The 22,718-nt window shown below is 68.1% G+C and carries 15 protein-coding genes and 1 pseudogene; 6 read left to right on the top strand and 10 right to left on the bottom strand.

Translation table 11 applies throughout. The features are described from left to right. The first annotated feature begins 71 nt into the window (after positions 1–71). Positions 72–830, top strand: a complete 759-nt coding sequence (locus RYH80_RS06805) for a transcriptional regulator TbsP domain-containing protein (RefSeq protein ID WP_370903099.1) — start codon at positions 72–74, stop codon at positions 828–830. Positions 831–1,049: 219 nt separating this feature from the next. Here RYH80_RS06805 and RYH80_RS06800 read toward each other — a convergent pair whose 3' ends face one another. Further along, entirely contained in the window at positions 1,050–2,585 is a 1,536-nt protein-coding gene (locus RYH80_RS06800; RefSeq protein ID WP_370903097.1) for an aldehyde dehydrogenase family protein, read from the bottom strand. Between the two features lie 334 nt (positions 2,586–2,919). On the opposite strand from RYH80_RS06800, the gene RYH80_RS06795 reads away from it, so the two are divergent. Then, positions 2,920–4,899, top strand: a complete 1,980-nt coding sequence (locus RYH80_RS06795) for a PAS domain S-box protein (protein WP_370903096.1) — start codon at positions 2,920–2,922, stop codon at positions 4,897–4,899. Positions 4,900–4,944: 45 nt separating this feature from the next. Here RYH80_RS06795 and RYH80_RS06790 read toward each other — a convergent pair whose 3' ends face one another. Both RYH80_RS06790 and RYH80_RS20150 read right to left on the bottom strand, forming a co-directional pair. After that, positions 4,945–7,656, bottom strand: a complete 2,712-nt coding sequence (locus RYH80_RS06790) for a sensor histidine kinase (protein WP_370903095.1) — start codon at positions 7,654–7,656, stop codon at positions 4,945–4,947. Between the two features lie 375 nt (positions 7,657–8,031). Continuing rightward, positions 8,032–8,133, bottom strand: a pseudogene (locus RYH80_RS20150) (hypothetical protein); the annotation flags it as partial. A gap of 750 nt (positions 8,134–8,883) precedes the next feature. Here RYH80_RS20150 and RYH80_RS06780 point away from each other — a divergent pair. Continuing rightward, positions 8,884–10,920 (top strand): PAS domain S-box protein, encoded by a 2,037-nt coding sequence (locus RYH80_RS06780; protein ID WP_370903093.1) that lies wholly within the window; start codon positions 8,884–8,886, stop codon positions 10,918–10,920. A gap of 20 nt (positions 10,921–10,940) precedes the next feature. On the opposite strand, the gene RYH80_RS06775 is transcribed toward RYH80_RS06780, so the two are convergent. The 3 genes from RYH80_RS06775 to sucC all read right to left on the bottom strand — a co-directional run bounded on the left by RYH80_RS06775 (position 10,941) and on the right by sucC (position 14,017). Next, a complete protein-coding gene (locus RYH80_RS06775) occupies positions 10,941–11,867 on the bottom strand; it encodes a DUF7351 domain-containing protein (RefSeq protein ID WP_370903092.1) in 927 nt (308 codons plus the stop codon). A 141-nt stretch (positions 11,868–12,008) separates the two neighbouring features. After that, complete coding sequence (gene sucD, locus RYH80_RS06770; protein ID WP_370903091.1) at positions 12,009–12,875, bottom strand: succinate--CoA ligase subunit alpha; 867 nt, start codon at positions 12,873–12,875, stop codon at positions 12,009–12,011. Beyond that, the gene (gene sucC, locus RYH80_RS06765) at positions 12,872–14,017 is read right to left on the bottom strand and encodes an ADP-forming succinate--CoA ligase subunit beta (protein ID WP_370903090.1); all 1,146 of its coding nucleotides are present in this window, start codon (positions 14,015–14,017) and stop codon (positions 12,872–12,874) included. Before sucC ends, sucD begins: the two co-directional genes overlap by 4 nt. A gap of 389 nt (positions 14,018–14,406) precedes the next feature. Here sucC and RYH80_RS06760 point away from each other — a divergent pair, with 389 nt between their 5' ends. Further along, positions 14,407–14,688 (top strand): PadR family transcriptional regulator, encoded by a 282-nt coding sequence (locus RYH80_RS06760; RefSeq protein ID WP_370903089.1) that lies wholly within the window; start codon positions 14,407–14,409, stop codon positions 14,686–14,688. A 207-nt stretch (positions 14,689–14,895) separates the two neighbouring features. On the opposite strand, the gene RYH80_RS06755 is transcribed toward RYH80_RS06760, so the two are convergent. Further along, entirely contained in the window at positions 14,896–16,218 is a 1,323-nt protein-coding gene (locus RYH80_RS06755) for an AI-2E family transporter (protein ID WP_370903088.1), read from the bottom strand. A 173-nt stretch (positions 16,219–16,391) separates the two neighbouring features. Between RYH80_RS06755 and RYH80_RS06750 the strand changes: the two genes are divergently transcribed. Then, positions 16,392–18,188 (top strand): BGTF surface domain-containing protein, encoded by a 1,797-nt coding sequence (locus tag RYH80_RS06750; RefSeq protein WP_370903087.1) that lies wholly within the window; start codon positions 16,392–16,394, stop codon positions 18,186–18,188. 1,052 nt (positions 18,189–19,240) lie between these two features. Here RYH80_RS06750 and RYH80_RS06745 read toward each other — a convergent pair. From RYH80_RS06745 to RYH80_RS06735, 3 genes are all read right to left on the bottom strand, one after another. Further along, the gene (locus RYH80_RS06745; protein WP_370903086.1) at positions 19,241–19,870 is read right to left on the bottom strand and encodes a flagellin; all 630 of its coding nucleotides are present in this window, start codon (positions 19,868–19,870) and stop codon (positions 19,241–19,243) included. Between the two features lie 470 nt (positions 19,871–20,340). Then, complete coding sequence (locus RYH80_RS06740) at positions 20,341–20,937, bottom strand: flagellin (RefSeq protein WP_370903085.1); 597 nt, start codon at positions 20,935–20,937, stop codon at positions 20,341–20,343. A gap of 678 nt (positions 20,938–21,615) precedes the next feature. Then, positions 21,616–22,239: a flagellin gene (locus tag RYH80_RS06735; protein ID WP_370903083.1), complete on the bottom strand. Its 624-nt coding sequence runs from the start codon at positions 22,237–22,239 to the stop codon at positions 21,616–21,618. A gap of 194 nt (positions 22,240–22,433) precedes the next feature. Here RYH80_RS06735 and RYH80_RS06730 point away from each other — a divergent pair, with 194 nt between their 5' ends. Next, on the top strand, positions 22,434–22,625 hold the full coding sequence (locus RYH80_RS06730) for a DUF7333 family protein (protein ID WP_370903082.1): 192 nt from the start codon (positions 22,434–22,436) through the stop codon (positions 22,623–22,625). Positions 22,626–22,718 lie beyond the last annotated feature (93 nt).

The raw sequence follows: 22,718 nt of genomic DNA, 5'->3' as shown, positions 1-22,718 counted from the left end.
TGCGGGCGAGGAACCCGAGACCACCCAGATTAGAAAATTATAACCCTTCTCGAATATTGGGTACACCCGATATGGATTCCATCGAGGGGCAAGCTAACAAAGTCTTCGCGGCTCTCCTCGACCGCGTGTCCGAACCGGTGGTGACACTGCCTGCGCGCGACGAGACGCGGGCGTTCCTGGCCGCGCTGGCGGACCGCGAGGGGAGTCGTGTGGACCTGGTGTTGGCGGAGGGCGTGCCCGACCGCCTGCGGTGGACGACGCGGATCCGCGCCGCGGCGTTGGTCGAGCAGGGGCGACTGTCCGTGCGTGTGGGGCCCGCCGCCGACGTGGTCGTCGTCGACCCGGAGACCGTCGGGACGTTCGACCCCTCCGTCGAACCGCCGGTGGGACTCGTCGGCGCGGCGGACGTGTACGACCGCTACCGCGAGCGGTTCGACCGCAGCGAGCCCGTGGACCTGGAGACGCCGGGGCGCGACACCGTGCTCGCGCGGACCCGCGAGACGCTGGGCGCGTCCGCCGCCGAGACGGTCGCCGTCGAGACCACCCGCGAGTCGCTCGGCTCGCTCGACCCCGTCTCGCTGTTGGTGTGGGCCGGCGCCGAGGGGGAAGCCCGCGTCGGTGAGGTGATCGACACCGTCCGCGACCTCGACGTGGCCGCCCCGCGGACGGTCCAACGCCGGATCGACTCGCTGGCCGACGAGGGGTTGATCACCGCCGTGCCCGTGAACGACGGCGGCCTCGGCCGCCCGGAGCGGCGGCTGCGCGTCGCGGTCGACTTCGACACCGACGGCTCGCTCCCGGAGCCCATCCGCGCCGCGCTGGTGCGGTGACGCGCTCGACGATACCCGGCTCTCTGTCTCGCTTCCTCCGCACTCGTCTCTGCCCGTCTCGGTACGGCCTCGGACCCGTCGTCGTGACCGACGAGTCACACAGATCGGTGAGAACGGCGCCGACGGAACCGCTTCCGCGTCGGCCGGTCGACGCTCACCCGCTGGAGTCTCGACCGGTGGGCACACGACGCTTCAGAGACGGGTGGTGAGACGACGTTCTCAGTCGTCGTCTTCGGTGACGATCTCGGCGGAGAGGCCCTGTGCCATCTCGATGTCGTCGCCGTTGTTGAGCGTCCAGGCGGTGCGGTCGGTGACGGCCTCGATCGCCTCGCGGGCGCTCGGGGCACCCTTCCCGGAGCGTTTCACGCCGCCGAACGGGAGCTGGACCTCCGCGCCGATACACGGGAGGTTCCCGTAGGCGAGCCCGACCTCGGCGTTGTCGCGGTAGTAGTTGATCTGCCGGTAGTCCTCGGAGATGATGGCACCTGCGAGCCCGTAGTCCACGTCGTTGTGGATCGCGACGGCCTCCTCGATGTCGCCGGAGTACTCCAACAGCGCCACGTGCGGACCGAACACCTCCTCGTGGGTACACCGGAGGTCGGCGTGGGCGTCCGCCTCGTAGACGAACGGGCCGACCCACGACCCCTCCTCGTGGCCGTCGGGGATCTCGTCGTCGGCCAACTCCTCGCGGTCGACCAGGACGGTCACGTCCTCGTCGCGGGCGAGCTGGTTGTACTTCTTCACCTTCTCGACGTGCTCGTCCTCGATCAGCGGCCCCATGAACGTGTCCTCGTCGAGGGGATCGCCGACGGCGACGTTCTCGGCGATCTCGACGAACCGCGACTTGAACTCGCCGTACACGTCCTCGTGGACGATCAGTCGCTCGGAGGAGACACACCGCTGGCCGGTGGTCTTGAACGACGACATCACCGCGGAGTGGACCGCCACGTCGAGGTCCGCCTCCTCGGTGATCACGATGCCGTTCTTGCCGCCCATCTCCAGAGACACCTCGCGGCCGGCCTGCCCGCCGAGTTCGTCGGCGATCTGGTGGCCCACCTCCGCCGACCCGGTGAACAGGACGGTGTCCACGCGGTCGTCTTGGACGATGGCGTTGCCGGCGTCACCGAAGCCCTGCACCATGTTGAACACGCCGTCCGGGATGCCGGCGTCGACGAACATCTCGGCGATGATCTGCCCACACCACGGAGTCTGCTCGGCGGGCTTCCAGACGACCGTGTTCCCCTCGACGAGGGCGATGGCCATGTGCCAGAACGGGATGGCGACTGGGAAGTTCCACGGCGTGATACAGCCGATCGTGCCGCGCGGCTTCCGGCGCATGTAGGCGTCCTTCGAGGCGATCTCGGAGGGCACCACGTCGCCGTGTGGGTGGCGGGCGTTGCCGGCGGCCCACTCGACCATGTGCCAGGCCTCCGTCACGTCGGCCTTCCCCTCGCTGATCTCCTTGCCGCACTCTTTGGTGACGACCTCGCCGAGTTCCTCGTGGCGTTCCTTGAGTTCGTGGTAGATGTCCCACAGGTACTCCGCGCGATCCGTGTACGACATGGCCTGCCACTCCTCTTCGGCGGCGTTCGCGGCGTCGACCGCCCGCTCGACGTCCGCCTCCGTCCCGCGGTGGAACGTGCCGAGCGTCTCCCCGTTGGCGGGGTTGCGACTCTCGAACGTCTCGGTTCCCTCGCCGTCGATCCACTCGCCGTCGACGTAGTGCTGGTACGCGCCGGATGGGTCCGGACTCATGTGCAAAACTTGCCCGAGGGGTGTGAAATAGCTGCGGGAATCCGGACGACGCCAGTTCCGGTCGCGAGGCGGTCCCCGTCTCTCGTACCTACCGACGGCGTCGATCAGCACGTCTCCGGCGTCGTCGGGGCCAAGACTATTAGGCCGGGAGCGCCTCACTGAAGCCACGTACGACCGTGACCGGCGAGTCACAGACCGGGGACGACACTCGCCACCGGAGACGACACGGCTCCTCGACACTACCGATGGTACTCACACGACCTTCGCGTCCGCACGCCACCGACGGATCGCCCCCGCGTACTCACACACGTCACCGTGGGAGGTGCTGGAGACTGTGAGCGAGAGTCACTCCGCCGACGAGCGGCCAGAGACGACGGCGGAGGAGAGACGGGAGTCGCTGGACATCGCCGCAGCGCGCGAGCAGTTGTACGAGCTGTTCGACGACGAGTCGTTGGACCTCCCGGCACTCCAGCGGCGGGCGGTGACACTCACCTGTCGGTACCTCGACCTCCCCGAGGGCCACGTCAAACGGATCGACGACCCGGAGCAGGGGGCGACGGTCACCGTCACCAACGAGACCGCGGACCTCGTCCCGGAGGGCGCCCAGGTGGACCACCCAGGGTACTGTAAGACGGTGATCCAACGCGAGGAGTCGCTGGCGGTCGCCGACGCCGTCGCGGAGGGGTACGAGACGAACCCCGGCTACGCGGACCACGGCGTCGCCTGTTACCTGGGCGCGAAGATCACCGTCGACGGAGAGGTGTACGGGACGGTGTGTTTCGGGGCGGAGACGCCACGCGACCGCGAGTTCACCCCCGTCGAGCAGACGTTCGTCGAACTGCTCTCGGAGGCGTTGGGTCGGCGGTTCACGGAGGCGGAGATGGGCGCCGAACTCGACCGGACGCGCCGGAAGTACGAGAGTCTCGTCTCGTCGGCGACGGACGCGGTCGTGTTGTTGGAACGCGACTCAGGCGAGATCGTCGAGGCGAACGACGCCGCGGCGGATCTGGCCGACGCCGCCGACCCGGAGGCGCTGGTCGGCCGCGAGTACCTGGTCCTGTTCCCCGACGGCGAACGCGAGCGGTACACGACCCACTGGGACTGGATCGTCGACATCGACGGCAGCCGCGAGTGGTTCCCGGACGGGGAGCCGATCGTCGTCGAGACGGCGGACGGCGAGACGGTGCCGGTCTCGATCGAGGCGGACCGAGTCTCGTTGGACGGCCGCGAACACGCACAGGTGACGATCCGTGACATCGCCGACCGGCGGCGGCGCGAACGGCGCGCGGAGGCCATCTTCGACCAGACGCACCAGTTCACCGGGCTGCTCGCGCCCGACGGCACGCTGTTGGAGGCCAACCAGACGGCGTTGGACTTCGCCGGCGTCACGCGCGAGCAGGCCGTCGGCGAACACTTCACGGACGCGCCGTGGTGGGATGTCGACGAGGAGTACCGCGAGCGACTCGCCGACGCGCTCGACCGCGCGGCCGACGGGGAGTTCGTCCGCTACGAGACGCCGGTCTCGGGCGTCGACGGCGAACAGATCATCGACTTCTCCGTGCGTCCGATCACCGACGAGACGGGCGAGGTGGAACTACTGATCCCAGAGGGCCGGGACGTGACCGCTCGCGTCGAGCGCGACCGGCAACTGGCGGTACTCTCGCGGGTGTTGCGCCACAACTTCCGCAACGACGTGGGCGTGATCGGCGGCTTCGCGGAGGGGATCGCGGAGGGTGTCGTCGACGACGAGCAGTCGATGGCCGCACGGATCCACCGGCGTGCGACGCAGTTGTCGAAGCTCGTCGCGCGCTACCGCGAGGCGGTCGACCTACTGACGGACCCGCCGACACCGGGGGCCGTCCCCGCCGCCGACACCGTCCGCGAGGTCGTCGCGGACGTGACGGAGTCCGCCGAGGACGCGACCGTCGAGACGGACCTCCCGGCGTCGTGTACCGTCGAGGCGGTGCCGGCCTTCCGGCGCGCCGTCGAGGAACTACTCGACAACGCCGTCGAACACACCGGGCCCGAGCCGACGGTGACGGTCTCGGTGGCACGCACCGAGTCGGCTCCCGAGGTCGCGAAGGGTGCCGACGGCGAGGCGGTGCGGCTGCGGATCGCGGACGACGGCCCGGGGCTGCCAGAGGCGGAACGAGAGGTGTTGACCGGCGACGGGACGGTCGGCGTGCTGGACCACGCCGACGGCGTGGACCTGTGGCTCGTCTACTGGATCGTCGACCTCTCGGACGGCCGGATCGACGTGACGGTCGACGACGGGACGGAGATCACCGTCACGCTCCCCGCGAGCGACCGGTAGTCGACGCGACACGCTCGTCTCGACGGCGTCGTTCCCTGACGGCAGTCACGTCGCGGGATCGGTGTCGAAGACGAACCGGGCGCCGCCGTCGGCAGCGGTCTCGGCGTCGACGGTCCACCCGTGAGCGTCTGCGACTTGGCGAACGATGCTCAGCCCGAAGCCGGTGCCGTCGTCGCTGGTCGTCGTCCCGGGGTCGAAGAGGTCCCGATCGGGGAGCGACGGGAGACCGACGCCGTCGTCCACGACCGCGAATCCGTCGTCGGTCGCCGTCACGCGAACCGTGACCGGCCGGTCGTTGTGCTCGACCGCGTTCCGGAACAGGTTCTCCAGCAGCCGCTGGAGCCGTCGCTCGTCCGCTCGGACGCGCGCGTCCGTCTCGCAGACCAGTGTCGCCGCGCCGACTGCGACCGACTCCTCGCTCCCACTCGCCGCCGCCTCGTCTGCGCCGTCGTTCGCCGACGCCTCCGTGTCGGTCTCGGTCGACCCGTCCGCGCCGTCGTTTACGGACGCCTCCGTGTCGGTCCCGCTCGACTCGCCCGCACCGTTCGCCGCGGGTTCGTCGCCCTCGCCGTCCGCCTGCCGGCCGCTCTCGTGTCCCTCGACGTGGACGGACTCCCAGGCGTCGCGGGCCACCCGCCGGAGTGCGACGGGCGAGACGTCGCCGACGTGGGTCCCCTGGCGGGCGAACGACAGCGTGTCGTCGACGAGTCGATTCGCACGGTCGAGTGCGTCGAGTACGTCGTCGAGTCGGTCGAGATCACCCTCGATCTGTGCGAGTTCGGCGTTGCCGCGTGCGACCTCCAGCGGCGAGCGGAGGTCGTGGCTCACCACCGAGGCGAACCGTTCGAGCCGCTCGTTCTGGCGTGTCAGTTGCGCCTCGCGACGGCGCAGCACCCGCTCGTCGGCGAGACTGTCGAGCACCGTCTCGACGTTACTCGCCAACACCCGGCCGAGATGTCGCACGCGGGTGTCGACCGCGTCGCTCGCGTCGGCGTACACCGACAGGACGCCGTGGTCACCGAGCGGGTACGCGACGACGGTCTCTGCGCCCGGTGGCGGTGTCGGCTCGTCTCCCGATCGGTCGGCGTGGTCCGACGAGCCGCCCCGCCCCGGGCCTCCGCCACCCGCCGGCGTCTCGTCGCGTCTCCCGTCGACCCCGACGGCCCGCTCGCTCCCGGTCTCGTAGGCGACGCCGACGACACCCTCACCGGGGTCGCGCGGGACGGCGGAGACGGTCGAAGTGTCGCGACTCGCGGCGACGCGGAGTCGCTCTGCCCCCGAGTCGTACCGGTGGACTGCACAGCCGGGCGTCTCCAGGAGGTCGGCGGCCACGTCCACCGCGCGCGTCGTCGCCGCGTGCTCGTCGCTCGCGTCCACGAGTTCCCGTGTCGCCTCGTGGAGCCGGTCGAGTCGCCGCCGGTGGAGCCGACTCGACTGCTCGCGGTCGACACGCGACAGCGCCGCGGCGGCGTGGGCACCGAGCGTGTACACCAGGTCTCGCTGGAACGCGTCGACAGCACCGGACTCGGCGGCGACGACACGGACGACCCCCCACTCACCCACCGGCACGGCCACCACCGTCCCGTCCGTCTCGACGGCCGTCTCGTCGGCGTCGGGGTCGTCGACGACGGTCACGGAGCCGCTGGCGTGTGCCCGGCCGACGGCGCCCGTCCCCGTCTCGTGAGAGCGACACGCTCGCAGCGAGGTCGCGCCCGCCGTCGCGACCGGCTCCAACACCCCGTCGCGCTCGTGGAACACCGCACACCGCTCCCCCGCGGCGAGCTCGTCGGTTGCGCTGGCGACCGTCTCGTGGACCGCGGCTGGCGTCCCCGCGCTCGCCAGCGAGAGGGCGGCGTCGTGGAGCGCCGCCACCCGACGCCGGTCGACCGCGTGGTCCGTCACGTCGACGTACGACGCCCACACGAACGCGCCGGTGGCCTCGTGCTCCGTGGCGTCGCCCTCGTCCGTGTCGGCGGCGGGAATCACAGTCACTCGGAACGACGTCTCGTCGGCGCCCGTCGGGAGACGCGTCGCCAACGTCGTCGGCTCTCCCGTCGCCGTCGCCCTCGCGAGCGCCTCGTCGTACGGCCGCGACGAACGCGACCGGGTGTCGGGTGTCCCCGTCGACTCGGCCGCCGACCCCGGCGCGTCGGCGTCGGGTGCCTCGCCGGGGCGATCGGCGACGGGCGTCGGCTCGGGGAAGTCGACGAGCGTGACACCGCGGACGGCCTCGCGGCTCGTGTCGAACGTCGCGGCGTACGCCTCGTTGGCGTCCCAGACGAGGAGCGAGGGGCGGGTCTCCGCACGGAGCCACCCGGCCACGACGGGGAACGGGGCCCGCCGCGGGAACGCGCCGAGTCGGTCGGCGTCCGGGTACGCGGCCGCGACACCGGCGACGGTCGCGGCCAACTCGTCGGGACGCTCCGGCGCCGAGACCAGAACCTGTTCCGACACACCGCGTGGGACGTGCCGCGTCGCTGTTCTGGGCTCGTCTCTCGGGGGGTGTTCGTCGTCGACACCCTCGTCGACGACGGCGTAGCCGACCGTCGGGACGGTCGGGGGAACGACCGCGACGGGAGTCGCGTCGTCGTCGGTTCCCTGGTCGTCCTCTGGCGAGACGCGCCACACGACGCAGGCGACGGTCTCTGCCGCGAGTCGTTCCGCGAGACCGGCCGGCGTCGCCCGCACGAGCGGACGGTTGAGTCGTGCGGCGAGTGCGTCGGCGACGGTCGCGTCACCCACCGGCGGCTCCGTCACGTGTACCACCCGTCCCCTTGTCATCTGTTACCACGCCCTCTCCACTCCGGACACTTCTGTCTAGCCCCAGCGGCGAGGGAGACGACTCTCGAGGCTGCGGCTCGCTCCGTCCACCGTCCGCTACGTCATCTCGGCGGTCGCCGCGTGGTCGACCACCGTTCGGGTCGTGTCGCCGAGCAGCGCCGGTGAGAGCGGTTCGACGGCACCCGACTCAGCCATCGTCGCGGGGTGTGTACGGGCAGTCGGCGACGACACGCTCGTGGATCTCGACAGGGAGTGTGTCCGTGTCGACGGTCGGATCGGCCCCCCGACGACGGCGACGATCCCCTCGACCGCCTGCGAGACGGCGACTCCCTCCGTCGCCGGGACGCCGAGTTCCGCCGCGACGCCGCGCCGTGTTCGCTCGCCACGGAGGTACGCGAGTGTCTCGGTGACGGCCGGCGCTCGTCCCGTGGCGGTCGCGGAACAACTCCAGATCGTCGTCGCGTGTACTCGCGCCGTAGACGGCGATCAACGTCGGCGAGACGCCGAACGTCTCGACCCCCTGCCACGTGCCGACCACCGGCTCCGTCCGCCACAGTGCGGCACCGTCGACCCGATCGTCGGTCTCTCGTGCGACGCCGAGCTCCGCGAGCCGGTTCGCGTACTTGTACGCCGTACTCCGTTCGGTTCCCGTCCGTTCGCGTGCGGCAGTGACGGTGGTCGGCGAGTGAACCAACAGGTCCGTGTACAGGAAGGCCAGCCGCGGCGTCGACAGCAGCGTCTGCGCGGCGAAGAAGTCCCGCGCCGCCGCCCCGGTGTCCGTGTCACCCGGACGCTCCGGTGCCCGTGACATGTCGGTCTACAGTCTATGGACTACGGACTAACTCCTCCCGGCCCTCGTGGCGTCGTGTGTCTCCACCCAGCGACGCCAGCAGATTCAACTGGTGGCAGCGCGTCGGTGGAGCCGACTACGGCTGTCCGGCCGCTCGGGGGGTGCGTGCCGGGTGCCGCCGTCGCCGCCGACGTGCCGTCTACCACACCGTGCCGTGGTCGTGGCGGACCTGCCCGTCGCCCCACGGCCGTCCACGACGACACCCGCGACCCCCCGGGGACGACACCCGCGACACCAGGGAACGACACCCGACCCGTCCCGACGCCACCCGCGACGCCCGAGGACGACACCCGCGACGCCCGAGGACGACACCCGACCCGTCCCGACGCCACCCGCGACGCCAGCAACGACACATGACCCCGAACCTCGTGACACTGTACGTGTTCGTCGTCGGGCCTCTGCTGGCGCTCGTCGTCTCCGTCATCGGCTCGATCCCGGTGCTCCGAGACGTGGAACGCCGGTGGCCGCTGTTGCTCGTCGCGGTTCCCGTCGGGATGATCGCCACACAGGTGCTGCAGTTGGTCACCGCGCTGGAGACCGGCACCGTCCCCGGGACGCCGGGCGAACAGGCGGTCGAGACGGCCGTGAACCTGCTCACCGCCGGGGCGGTCTACTACGGGTTGTCGGTGACACGAGACCGCGACGCGCTGTCGGATCGCCTCGCCGTCCAACAGCGCCGCCACGAGACGCTCGTCGCGGAGGCGCCCTCGCCGATCCTCGTCGTCCGTGGCGGTCACGTCACCGACGCGAACCCCGCCGCGGTGCGGTACTTCGCCGCCGACTCCGTCGCCACGGTCGGCGACGACGACGGCTCGGACGGCGGATCTGCGAGAGACGCACCCGTCGCCGGCGAGGTTGCGGGGAGACGCACGACCGACGGGACGCCGAGCGGGGCGAGTGAGGAGGCGGGGGAGACGACCCGGCCGCGGGACGCGAGCGAGACGGACGGCGGTGACAGCCGCCTCGCCGACCCCGCTGCGGGAGACGACGAGCGGGCCGAGACTGGCGCGGAGACGCTCGTCGGCCGGCCGATCACGGACCTCGTCGCCCCGGCGGACCACGCGACGCTCCACGAGCGACTCGACCGGGTCGCGGACGACGAGGAGGCGGAGCACGCCGCCGAGGTGCAGTTCCGGACGCTTGACGGGGAGCGGCGACTCGCCGCGACCGTCGTCGGCCCGGCGGAGTTCGCCGACGACGCCGTCCAGTTGACGCTGCGGGACCTCACGGAACACCGCGCCGTCACCGCGGAGCTGGCGCGCGTCCGCGACCGGTTGACGGAGACGTTCCGCAACACGAACGACGCGATCCTCCTCGTCGACCCCGACGCCGGGCGCGTGCTGGAGTGTAACCGCACGGCGTGCTCGCTGCTGGGGTACGACCGCGAGACGCTGTTGGGGAGCGACGCCGCGACGGTGTACGACCCGACACGGCTCGCACAGTTCGCCGAGCGCGTCGCCGCCGAGGACGGGTACGTCACGGAGTCGTTGTCTCCCCAGACCGCCGACGGGGAGTCGATCCCCGCCGAGGTGTCGGGATCGCTCACCACCGTCGGCGACCGCGAGGCGCTGCTCACCATCGTCCGGGACGTGAGCGACCGGCGACGCCGGGAGCGACGGATCGGCGTGATGAGTCGGCTCCTCCGGCACAACCTCCGCAACGATATGAACGTCGTGTTGGGCTACCTCGAACGACTGCGCGAGGCAGTCCCCGCGGACGCACGGCGGCACGCCGACCAGATCGAGGCGGTCGTCGAGGACCTGCTGTCGTTGAGCGGCGAGGTACAGATCGCCCGCGACACCCTCGAGGACCGCTCGGAGACGGTGTTGGACGCGCGAACTCTACTGGAGAACGCCGTGAGTGGGCGTCGAGCGGAGGCCGACACCGATCCCGAGATCACCGTCGACGCGCCGACGGGGTTGGCGGTGCGGGCCGACAGGCTACTGGAGGTGGCGCTGCGACACCTCGTCGACAACGCCGTCGAGCACAACGACCGGGAGCGCCCGACGGTCCGGGTGGCCGTCGAGCGCGACGGCGACGCGGCGGTGTTCACGGTGGCCGACGACGGCCCGGGACTGCCGGACGTAGACAGACGCGTGGTGACCGGCGACACGCCGATCACGGACGCCGAACACGTCGACGGGTTCGGGCTCTGGGTCGTCACGTGGGTGACCGACACGCTCGACGGGACTGTCAGCTTCCGCGAGAACGACCCGCGTGGCACCGTCGTCGAGGTGCGCGTCCCGGACGCGGTGGTCACGCCGACGGGGGGTGCGCCGGCACCGGTCGACGAGCGTGACGACGGTCGATCGAGCGCCGTCGAGACGGCGGGCAGCCGACGAGGGAGACTCGGCGACGGTGGCGGTGACGACCGCGTCGACGGGAACTAGTCTCGAGACTGACCGCCGGGTCACTCCGAGACCGGACTCGGAGTCGGGTCGCCGACCGTGTTCAATCGCTCGTCGAGTCCGACGGTCACGCACAGGTCGTCGGCGGTGAACGTGACCTCGGCTCGCGGCGGGTCCCGCGCCGTCGTGTCCGTGTCGACCGCCAACCCGTCTCGACCAGAGGAGACGGCGAACCCACTCGCGGCGTACCCGGCGGTCAGACACAGTACGCGTGCCGCCGGGTGCCCCGGGCACAGTTCCTGCACCGGCGTGGTGCCGTCGAGCCAACAACCTCGGCAGTCGTACGTCGCCCACGGTATCCCCGTGTACCGATCCGTGTCCGACGGCGGATCCGGCGAGAGTCGGGTCGTGACCGGCGCGCCACAGACCGGACAGGTCCCACTCCTGATCGACTCCACCCGGCGAGCGATGGTGTCCCGGAGTCGACGGAACAGTTCGTCTGCGTCTCGTCCTCGGACCGCCGTCGGCGGTGCCGGGACGCCGGCCACCGTCCCGTGGTCGGGACAGTCGACAGAGAGCACCGTCCCGTCGTAGTCCAGTTCCGACTCGCGGTCACAGTCCGGACACGACGGGGCGACGGACGCCTCGACCGAGACGGTGTCGTCCGCGAACGCACCGGCCGCGACCCGCCCGGCCAGCTGTGCGCCGATCCACGTCGCCGCGTACTGCCCGTCGTCCGCCTCGCGGACGAAGGTGCCGGTGAGACTGTCGAGGTGGTAGTTGAACCGGCCAGAGTCGTCGACCCCGACCGCGTGTCGGAGTTCCGAGAACGACAGCGACGCGTCGCCCCCACGCCCGCTGGTCTCGGTGACGAGCGTCACGAGGATCTCCAGCCGCGTCTCGTCGGCAACAAGCGAGAACGCCGTCGTCGACGCCGCCAGCGTCTCCGGGTCGACCGGCTCCTCGGTCCGTGTCGGTGTGTCGTCCACGGGGGTCGGAACGGACCGAACCCACCTGAGCGTTCCGGCGCGACCGGCGACACGGCTGGCACGACCGACGCCACGACCGGCGGGAGCCGATTCGCGGGCGACCCCGTCGCCCGACGAGACGCGGGCGCTGGCGCCCGCCGCTCAGAACTCTTCGACGAGTTGTGCGACTTCGTCGGGGGTGTCGCCGACCGGCACGCCGGCGTCGTTCAACGCGTCGATCTTCGACTGTGCGGTACCGGTACCGGAGCCGGAGACGATGGCGCCGGCGTGGCCCATCCGCTTGCCCGGCGGCGCGGTTCGCCCGGCGATGAAGCCGGCGACCGGCGTGTCGACGTGCTCGGCGATGAACTCGGCGGCACGCTCCTCGTCCTCGCCGCCGATCTCGCCACACATCACGATGGCGTCCGTGTTGGGGTCCGCCTCGAAGGCCGCCAGCGCGTCGACGAAGGAGGTGCCGATGATCGGGTCGCCACCGATCCCGACGGCGGTCGACTGCCCCAGCCCGCGGTCGGTGAGGTTCGAGACCACCTGGTAGGTGAGCGTCCCCGAGCGGGAGACGAGCCCGACGTTGCCGGACTCGAAGATGTTGCCCGGGAGGATCCCCAGCTTCGCCTCACCCGGCGTGATGATCCCCGGACAGTTCGGCCCGATCAGCGTCGTGTCCGTGTCGGCGAGTTCGGCCTTCACCTCGGCCATGTCCTGGGTCGGGATGCCCTCGGTGATCGCGACCGCCACGTCCACCGGCGCGTCCAGCGACTCGAAGATCGCGTCGGCGGCGAACGCCGGCGGGACGAAGATCACGGAGGCGTCCGCGTCCTCCGCCTCGGCCGCACGGGTCACGGTGTCGTACACCGGGACACCGTGGACCTCCTGGCCGCCACGCCCCGGCACCGCGCCGGCGACGACGTTCGTGCCGTACTCGATCATCTGTTCGGTGTGGAACTTCCCCTCCCCGCCGGTGATCCCCTGGACCACCACGCGGGTGTCGTCGTCGACGAATACACTCATGCGTCCACCTCCTGTGCGTTCTCGACTGCACGCTGTACCGCGTCTTCGAGAGTCCCCTCGACCTGCACGAGGTCCGTGTTCAGGATCTCCATCCCCTCCTCGGCGTTCGTCCCGGCGAGTCGGACGACGACCGGTTTCGGGATCTCGTCGAACTGTTCGAGTGCCGCGTTGATCCCCTCGGCGACCTCGTCGCCGCGGGTGATCCCGCCGAAGATGTTGAACACGACACTGTCGACGTTCTCGTCGGAGAACACCATGTCGAGTGCGTTCGCGACGCGTTCGGCCTTCGCCCCGCCGCCGATGTCGAGGAAGTTGGCGGGCGAGCCGCCGAAGTAGTCGACCAAATCCAGCGTCGTCATCACCAGGCCGGCGCCGTTGCCGATGATGCCGACGTTCCCGTCCAGCCGGACGTAGTCGAAGCCGTACTCGCCGGCCTTCCGTTCGAGGTCGTCGGTGTACGACTCCTCTTCGAGCGCCGCGAGGTCCTCGTGACGGAACAGGGCGTCGTCGTCGACGTTCATCACGGCGTCGGCGGCGACGACCTCGCGGTCGCTCGTCACCATCACCGGGTTGATCTCGATCTCGGAGGCGTCCTTCTCGTCGAACAGCTCGTACAGTGTCGAGAGGATACTCGCCACGTCGAGTGCCACGTCGTCCGGGACACCCGCCTCGTAGACGGCCTTGCGCGCCTGGAACGGGCGCAGCCCCGCGACGGGGTCGACGTGGACCCGCGCGATGGCCTCCGGCGTCTCCTCGGCGACCTGCTCGATGTCGACGCCACCCTCCGTCGACACCATCAGGACCGGCTTCCCCTCGCCGCGGTCCATCGTGATGCCGACGTACAGTTCGTTCACGAAGTCGACGGCGGCCTCGACGAGGACCTTCTCGACGGTGTACCCCTTGAGGTCCATCCCGAGGATGCGGTCGGCGGCCGCGCGTGCCTCGTCGACGCTCTCGACGATCTCGATCCCGCCGGCCTTCCCCCGCCCGCCGACGTGGACCTGTGCCTTCACCGCGGCCGGGAAGCCGATCTCCTCGACGGCGGCGACGACCTCCTCGGTCGTCGTCGCGAGCGTCGAGTCCGGGATCGGGATCCCCGCCTCGGAGAAGACGTCCTTCGCCTGGTGCTCGTGGAGTCGCATGCGTCTCGAAGTGGTGTCACCGCGCGCTTAAATCCAGTCGATTCGACTCGTCCGGGCTCGCGGGGCGACGCGACCCGTCTGCCGTCGAGCGGCAACCCACGGCCCGCCGCGTCCCGCTCGTCGACACGACCCCGTCTGCCGTCGACCGACGACCGACGACGTGTCGGGTCCCACTCCTCGCCACGCCCCGGCGTCAGACACCTCTCGCTCGTCTGTCAGGTACGGGGGCTCGTCGCCGGCCGGGATTTCTACACGCCAATTCCTCACAGACGAATGACTAGTTCGCCGAGTCGCGACACCCGGAGAGACGGGCGGGTGGTGGCCGCTCGCGGTGACACCGTCGGTATACTTATTTCTGTTCGACACGAAGTGTAGAACAGACATCACCGATGTACGACCTGACAGGCTTCCAGCGTGACCTGTTGTACGTGATCGCGGGGCTGGACGACCCACACGGACTGGCGATCAAAGAGGAGCTGGAGGACTACTACGAGAAGGAGATCCACCACGGCCGACTGTACCCCAATCTCGACACGCTCGTCGACAAGGGGCTCGTCGAGAAGGGGGAGCGGGACCGACGGACGAACTTCTACACGCTGACGCGGCGTGGGCAACGCGAACTGGACGCCCGTCGCGAGTGGGAGCGGGAGTACGTCGAGAGCGACGAGTGAGTTCGGGACGTCGTCCGCCTCGTGCCGTCGGTCGCGGATCGTCGCCGTGGTGGGCCGTCGGACTGCTGGCACGTCACACTGCCTGACTCGTCGGACTGCTGGCACGTCGTACCGCTGGCACGTCGGGCGAGAACACGCGGTGGTCCCCGTCGCACTCGCCGGTCGACTGCCGGACGCCGTCCGCATCGAACCGGTCGACTCGTCGTTCTATCGACCGCTACCGTCGCCACTGTCGGCCGTGTCGTCACCGTCGTCGAGTGTGTCGTCGTCGACCTCGGGGCCGTCACCGCCCTCGTCCGTGCCCCTGCGATCACCGCCGTCGGTCACTTCCCCGCCGCCGAGTCCCTCGGCGTCGCCCGTCGGTTCACCGAGAGAGGGTGACACCCCGCCCGTCCGTCCGTCCGGTGTCGGGTCGGTGTCGACGTAGCCCGGATCGACACTGTACGGCTGGAGTTCGCGCCCGGCGATCAGCTCCGGGAGGACGATCCGGACGAACTGGACCGCCAACACCAGCAGCATCGGGAGCAGGAAGATCCCGTACCACCCGAACAACAGCGGCCCGAGCGTGTACGCGAGCATCACCGACCCGACGTGGAGTGACCGGCCGGAGACGTACGGTCGCAACACCAGGTCCGGGATAGTGTCCACGACCACGAACGAGACGCCGACGAAGACCGCGACGAACCACAGCGTCGGCGTCGCACCCGTGGCGACGGCTCTGAGGCTCATCCCCGCCGCGACCGGGACGTAGACGAGTTTCATCCCCACGACCGGGATCAGACTGGCGACACCCGCGAGCAACCCGACCAGCGCCGCCGCCGGGATACTCGCACCTCCCGGCGCGAACAGGTTCAGCAACGAGTACGCGAGGACGCCGATCGCCCCCGTCAGCGCCGCGTTGAGGATGTTCCCGAAGAAGACGTTCCGGTAGTCCCGGTCGACGCGCTCGGCGTACGCGAGAACCACGCCTCTGTCGTCGGTGTACCGGGCCAGCCAGCGTCTGAGTCTGTCGCCGTCGCGCAGGAGGTAGAACGCGATCGCGAGCATCACGAACAGGTGAACCAACCCCGTCCCGAAGAACGCGACCGTCTCGACGGCGTCGGTCGCCGACGAGAGCACGCTCGCGACGGCGTCCGTCGAGACGTACTGGGCCCAGTCGAGTGACGCCAGTGCCTGCGGATCCGACAACAGCGCGAGGGTCTCCTCGTCGACACCGGGGATCTGCGTCGGGTCGACCGCGTCGAACTGCCCGACGAGTCGGTCCAACTCCGTGGCGACCACGACCAGGGCGTACCCGACGAGGAGCAGCGCCGGGGTGGTGAGCGCGAGCAGCGACACCCCGGCCGCGACTGTCGGACGGCCGATCCGCCGTCTGATCCGGCGGTACACCGGCCGCGTCGCGTAGTAGAGGAAGATCCCGAACACGACGGTTCCGACGAACGAGTAGACGACGAAGGCGAGCGCGAGCGCGAGGACGGCTCCGAACACCCCCCACGCGAGGCGCGACCGGTCTGCGTCGAGCGACACCATACGGTCGCTCGGGACAGCCGTGTGCAAAAAGCTACCCCAGTCGGCGGTGGCTCGCAGTGTTATCGGGACTGATACCGGAACCACGAGGTTTATCGGGAGCGGCAGCCCACCACAGAATCGACACGGGCCCGTCGCCGGCCGGCACTCGTGCGGCGACGGGCGTACGCCCACACATGTCTCGTGATCGCCTCCACCTCCCGTCGGCCGTCTCGCTCGTCGTCTGTCTCCTCCTCGTCGTCGCCCCCGTCGGGGCAGCGGGACCAGTCGACACCGGGTCGGGAGCAGCGACACCGGACCGCTCGACGCCGGAGGCGTCGGCGGTCACGAGCGTCCCCACCGTCACCGCAGCCGACGGTCTCGTCGACGAGAGCGCCGACACCACCGTCGACGAGGCCGCCCACGACTCGATCGACGCCGGCGCCCTCGACACCGCCGGTCGAGCGACGACTCGAACGACACGAGCCAGTTTCTCGAAGGCTCGGTACACGGTGAAACGTGGCGGGATCGTCGCGATCACCGCCGCGGGGAGTGAGAGCGAGGTGACGATCAAGATCGGCGACCTCGAACGTGCGGGCTACGAGGCGAACGTGACGGTGTCGAGTGGGACGACCCTGTACTTCAACACGTACCGAGCGAACCAGGGTGACGACGCGTTCAGTACGGAGAACGGGCAGGTTCCGGCTGCGGACGTGACGGTCCGACCGGCGAGTAACCCGACGAGTGGGCGTGTGTTCGCCGAGGGACGGTACCGGATCGAGGCGACGGCGGGTCCGGCCGCTGCGGAGGTTCCGGACGCGACCGCGCTCCTCACCGTCACGTCACCGTCGACGAACTCGTCCGAGCTAGACGTGTTCACCGCACCGGGCGAGGCGCCTCTCGGGTCCGTCGAGGATGTCGAGACGACCGGTAGCCCGACGAACCTGACCGCGTCGAGTGACACCGTGGTCCTCAGGCTGACCAACGCGACGTGGCTCCAAGGGCTGTTGCGGGCCCCGACAGGTGGGGAAGTCACCGGGCGGATCGCACCACTGGCACAGGAGCCGTCACCACCGATCGAACTTGGGATGGTACAGCGGGACCCGCTCCCGAACCGGGACCCGGTGCGAATCCTAGACACAGGCGAGTCGGCCGACGGGGTGCGGGCCTTCTTCGACACGACCGACGGAGAGTTGTACGTCCTGATCAACACGACGGCGCTGTCGGACCCCCCGACTGGGTTCGTGTACGACACGACGCTGACCGTGCGAGGCAATGTCGAGAACCCGATCTCGACGATGCTCAAGGACGACGTCGAGCGGTCCGTCGGCGTCGAACTCGTCGAGCCCGCGACGACGATCGACACGGACACGCTGATCACCGGACCGGACCAGCGGGTGTCGGGATCGACCACACTCGCACCGGGAACCGAGCTACAGGTCGGCACGAAGGGGACGGGAACCGTACTGCTGTTCTCGAAGAGCCAGACGGTGATCGTTGACGACGACCGGACGTTCTCGGCTACCTTCGACTTCCGCGATCAGGACGCGGTCGACGAGGAGCTCCCACGAGAGTTCGAGGCGAGCGTCCGCCCGACGAATCTGTCCGTCCCGAGGGTGGGGAGCGCGAGGGCCAAACGGTCGGTGACGCTCCGTGCACGGATCACGCCGACACCGCTCCCGTCGCTGGGTCCCAACGAGACGCGTTCGGTAGACACGCTCACTGACTCGCCGACACCGACAAGCACGCCAGACCTGACACAGACACGCTCAAGTACCCCGGTCACGACGACGGCTCCCAGTCCGGCACCGACGATGTCACCACCGTCCACGGCGACCCCGACCGCGGTCACACCGACGGTCGGTCGAGAAGTGACGGCGCGGACGGCCGTACAGACCGGTAGCAACACGTTCGCACCTGGGTTCAGTGGACCGGTGTCCGTGCTCGCGCTCCTGACAGTGGTCCTGGTTCTACACAGACGAACGGACGACTGAGGGTCGTCCGGTCACTCTTCGCAACGCCGACGGAGCGACGTTCGCCGTCGTCCGTTCGTCTACTCGATCTCTACGCCGGTACTCCCGTTCCTCTGACGGCGGGTCGACGGCACTCGATCGACTTGGTGTCGGTCGTCTCGCCCGCCTCGGAGCCGGCGGACGAAAGTGACACGAAGCCAGCACGGACACAGGCGGTTCTCTCCGTCGGTGAAGACGACCGGATCGTGACGGTCAATCGGGGACGTGTGAACGAGTGGATGGAGGGAACCGAACGTGGCGGCCACAACCGACGACGTTCCATTCGAGACGGACTCTGGACTTTGCCGTCGGCCATACATCCGAAGGGTGGTATTCGGACGAGCCGACGGCTGCGGACGGCACCCAAGAAACGCTAGAGGCTTCCCCGACGGAGTGGGAATCTCTCAGAGCTTGCTCCTCCTCCGTTGGCGCGAGCGAAGCACGCGAGGTGTGGACGGTGCCATGCCTCGACTGCAACTGTGGTGAGACCGGCGGTCTCGCTACGTGCCGGGTGTGGTGAGAGTCACGCGTGGGATCGCCGCACGGTACCGGGAACCGCTTGACGGCACCTCGGGGCCTTCCAAGCAGTAGTCTTCCTCGACGACTCGGCCGTACCTGCACACTATCGTCCCAAGACGAGGGGTACCGTCATGGACGGACGTGGTGAGCGTTGCGGACGAACGTAGTCCGTCGCAACCGTACTCGCCGGTACGGTAGTGTGCGGAACGACCGTAGAGCGTTCCCGAGTATCGAGTGGTCCGAGACACCGAAGGTGTCCCGTCATCACGAGAGGGAGACTGTCGCTCGAAAGATCCCGAGACATTCGTCCCGTCCCTCTATCGCGGTATCCCCCTAATGGACACGACGGATTACAGATCCCTCGGGGCCTACCGGCCAAGCCACACTGTCTCTTCCTGTCGTCCGATCCCGTGGCGAGAGAACATCTTCAAACGGAACGCGGTCGGACGAGAGAGCGTCGCAACTGGAGGTGCCTTGTCGCGTCTTCAAAAAACGGAGTCGACCGGTTCGTCCGTTTATAAAAGGACGGAGCTCTTGTCTTCGAGCGACTCGGGGACGGTGAACCGGACCGTCGTGATGCCGCCGGCCTGCGTGTTCAGCTTCAGCGTCACCGACTCACCCTCCGCGATCGAGTTCGGGCCGTTGTCCTGCTTCAATTTGAACGCGAGGTTGAATCGGTCGTCGGCGTCGTTCAACACCGTGGCGTCGGTGGCGGAGTCGCCCTCGTTGCGGATCACTTCGATGTCGAACAGCGCGTCCGCGCCACCCGTCGACGCACCACTGCCGATCGAGTTACTGTCGGCACCCTCGTAGACGTACACGTACGACTGCTGTTCACCGACCCAATTGACGGTGAGGTTCTCAAGGTCGATTTCACCGGCACCCGGTGCCTGCGTCACCGTCACGTTCACACCGTTGACTTCATTGCTGCCAGAGGCGACGTTCCCTGTCGTGACGACTTCCTGGACCCGGTCGGAGACCTGTTTCGTCGACTGTTCACCCGTGGTCTGTGCCTTCGACTGGAGGAAGCCAGCGGTGTTGATCAGGACGCCGGCAGCGATCGCCGCCACCAGCACCATCGCGATGAACACGATGAGCGTCCCGATTCCTACCTGACCCCGCTCCGTTTCTGTGTCCTTGAACATGTGTCGTGGTCCCCGAGTGGGGATGGAGGCAGATAGTAATGTCCGAGTAATAAACCACACCCACCAGTTATTTATCTTGATAATGGGTCCGGGGTTGTCATAGGGCGGTGTTCGGATACGCTGACCGCTGTGGGTGGTGCGCGAGAAACATGCAGGGACCTCGCGAGCGGAGTGATCCCTCGTCAGAGCGTGCCCCGACGGAGGAGAAGCGAGGGAAACGTGTGAGGCGCGCCAGTGTCGGGCGTCGACGGGAGACCGTGTGACCGGCGGTCTTGCCGTGTGTCGGGTGCGGGAGGCTTTTCGCTCAACAGCCGTCCGGCGGCAGATCGAGACTCTCTGAGTGCTAATTTCGTCCGACGATCTGGTCGTATCTGTACACCACCGGTTGTGGACGGGACTGCGACCCACACACCACAGATGCCCGACTCGTACCGCTCGTATGTGTCGGCGAAAACAAAAGGAGAGCTGTCCTACAGGAGGACGGAGCTCTTGTCCTCAAGCGACTCAGGGACAGTGAACCGGATCGTCGTCGTCCCGCCAGCCTGCGTGTTCAGCTTCAGCGTCACCGACTCCCCCTCGCCGAGGGGGTTGGCCGCGAAAGTGGTCTCCAGGTTGAACACGAGGTTGAAACGGTCGTCGGGATCGTTTAGTACCGTCGCTCCACTGGAGTCGCCCTCGTTACGGACGACCTCGACGGTGAAGCTGTCGTCCGCACCGCTCGCACCGTCACTATTCTGGACGTAGACATAGGAATTATCTTCCCCAACCCAGTTGACCGTGAGGTTCTCAAGGTCGATTTCACCGGCACCCGGTGCCTGCGTCACCGTCACGGAGACATCTGTGACCGTGTTGTTGTCCGCGACCGTCCCCGTCGTGACGACTTCCTGGACCCGGTCGGAGACCTGTTTCGTCGACTGTTCACCCGTGGTCTGTGCCTTCGACTGGAGGAAGCCAGCGGTGTTGATCAGGACGCCGGCAGCGATCGCCGCCACCAGCACCATCGCGATGAACACGATGAGCGTCCCGATTCCTACCTGACCCCGCTCCGTTTCTGTGTCCTTGAACATGTGTCGTGGTCCCCGTTCTATCAGGGTGTACCCTGTTCTTCTGGCACGCCAATAAAAAATCCACTGTACTAATTATCTCGTTCGATACTCGGGCTCTCTACCGCATACGGACACTGGCGTATCGCCGCTGTCCGGTAGTTTGACAGTCTGCATTCCGAGCTTGGTGGGCGTCGGAAAGACCGACCGTCACTGGTGGGGAGTGTACGAGAGTCGTGAGTAGGGATTCGACGAGTCGGCGTCTACAGACCGAGCGGGCGGAGTCTCTCGGGACCGTTTGGACATCGAAGACCTTCGTGACGACGAGGCGCCTCCCGTTTTGAACTACTCGACCTCGGGGCAAACCATACCGAAGCATCTATGACTACACACAGGAAAATGGCCAGAACAGCGTCGCCGAACGCCTCGATGTGAAGCGATCGCTCGGAGGTTTGGAAGTGCGACACAAATTTACCACTGGCGGTGATACGAGTGTCGTTAGGCGGGGTGAAGATGCCGACTCTCACAGACACCAGTGAGGTGTTCGAATGCGAATTCCAGCGAACCTCCAACACAAAAGGTCGGGAGGGATTCAATCCGTCTGCTACAGTGCGAGCCCGAACAACCTCGGGTCATTCGGAAATCGATGATTGCCGCGACGACGAGGCGCGAGATGTCTCAAACCACTCGCCCCGAAACACTTCACAACAGGACAGACTGCTTCCCACCGAGTGCCTCGGGGACTGTGAAGCGAATCGTCGTCGTCGCACCGGACTGTGTGTTCAGTTTCAACGTCACCGACTCACCCGCCCCGATCTCGTTCGCTCCACCGTCGCTGACTGCGTCGAGATCGAAGAACAGGTTGAATCGATCGTCAGGGTCGTTCAATACCGTGACTCCACTCTCGGTCTCTCCCTCGTTACGCACCACAGAGACACCGAACGTCTCGTCGGCACCGGTGTTGATACCGCTCGTCTCCCCGGCAGAGTCACCATACACGTAGACGTACGCGTCGTCCTCGCCGATCCATGTCACGGAGAGGTTCGTGAGATCGATCTCGCCGGCACCCGGCGCTTGTGTCACCGTCACCTCAACTTCGTCGATCTCGTCGTTCGAGTCGACCTTTCCGGTGGTGACGACCTCTTGCAGGCGGTCCGTGACCTGCCGTGTCGACTGTTCACCGGTCACCTGCGCTTTCGACTGGAGGAAGCCGGCGGTGTTGATCAGGACGCCGGCAGCGATCGCCGCCACCAGCACCATCGCGATGAACACGATGAGCGTCCCGATCCCTACCTGACCCCGCTCCGCCTCTGTGTCCTTGAGCATGATTAGTGGACCCCTGATAGCTGAACGGTTGGTCCAGTTGCCAATAACATTTGTGGCTCTGTATCAGGTCCGATAATCGGACGAGACTGCACGACGGTAGTGGGTAGACAGCCTCGACACTTCCGACGGAGTGGGTCGTCCGGCCGACCGATCCAGACCACGACCGTTATGTTCGACTGTGTCCAAACCTAGGTATGGAGTTCGACACGACGACGACGGCGGTGGTGTTCTTCGTGATCGTCGGCGCGAGCGTCGGTGGGCTGTTGGCCGCACCGATGATGACTCCGACTACCGTGTTGACGATGGTGCTCCCCTCGGTCGTGATCTTCGGACTGATCACGCTCGCACTCGGTGTCCAGTACGGCGAGTATCGCGCACGGCGCTGAACGCGAGCCGTCGCGTACCACACAGCGGCCGGACGCGACCCGTTCTCCGACAACTCGATTCCGAGTTACTCTCGGCGTCAAGTACCCGCTCGA

Source organism: Halobaculum sp. MBLA0147, from assembly GCF_041361345.1.
Taxonomy (GTDB): domain Archaea; phylum Halobacteriota; class Halobacteria; order Halobacteriales; family Haloferacaceae; genus JAHENP01.
Note: the sequence above shows the minus strand (reverse complement) of the source record. Positions and strands in the feature narration are given on the sequence as shown.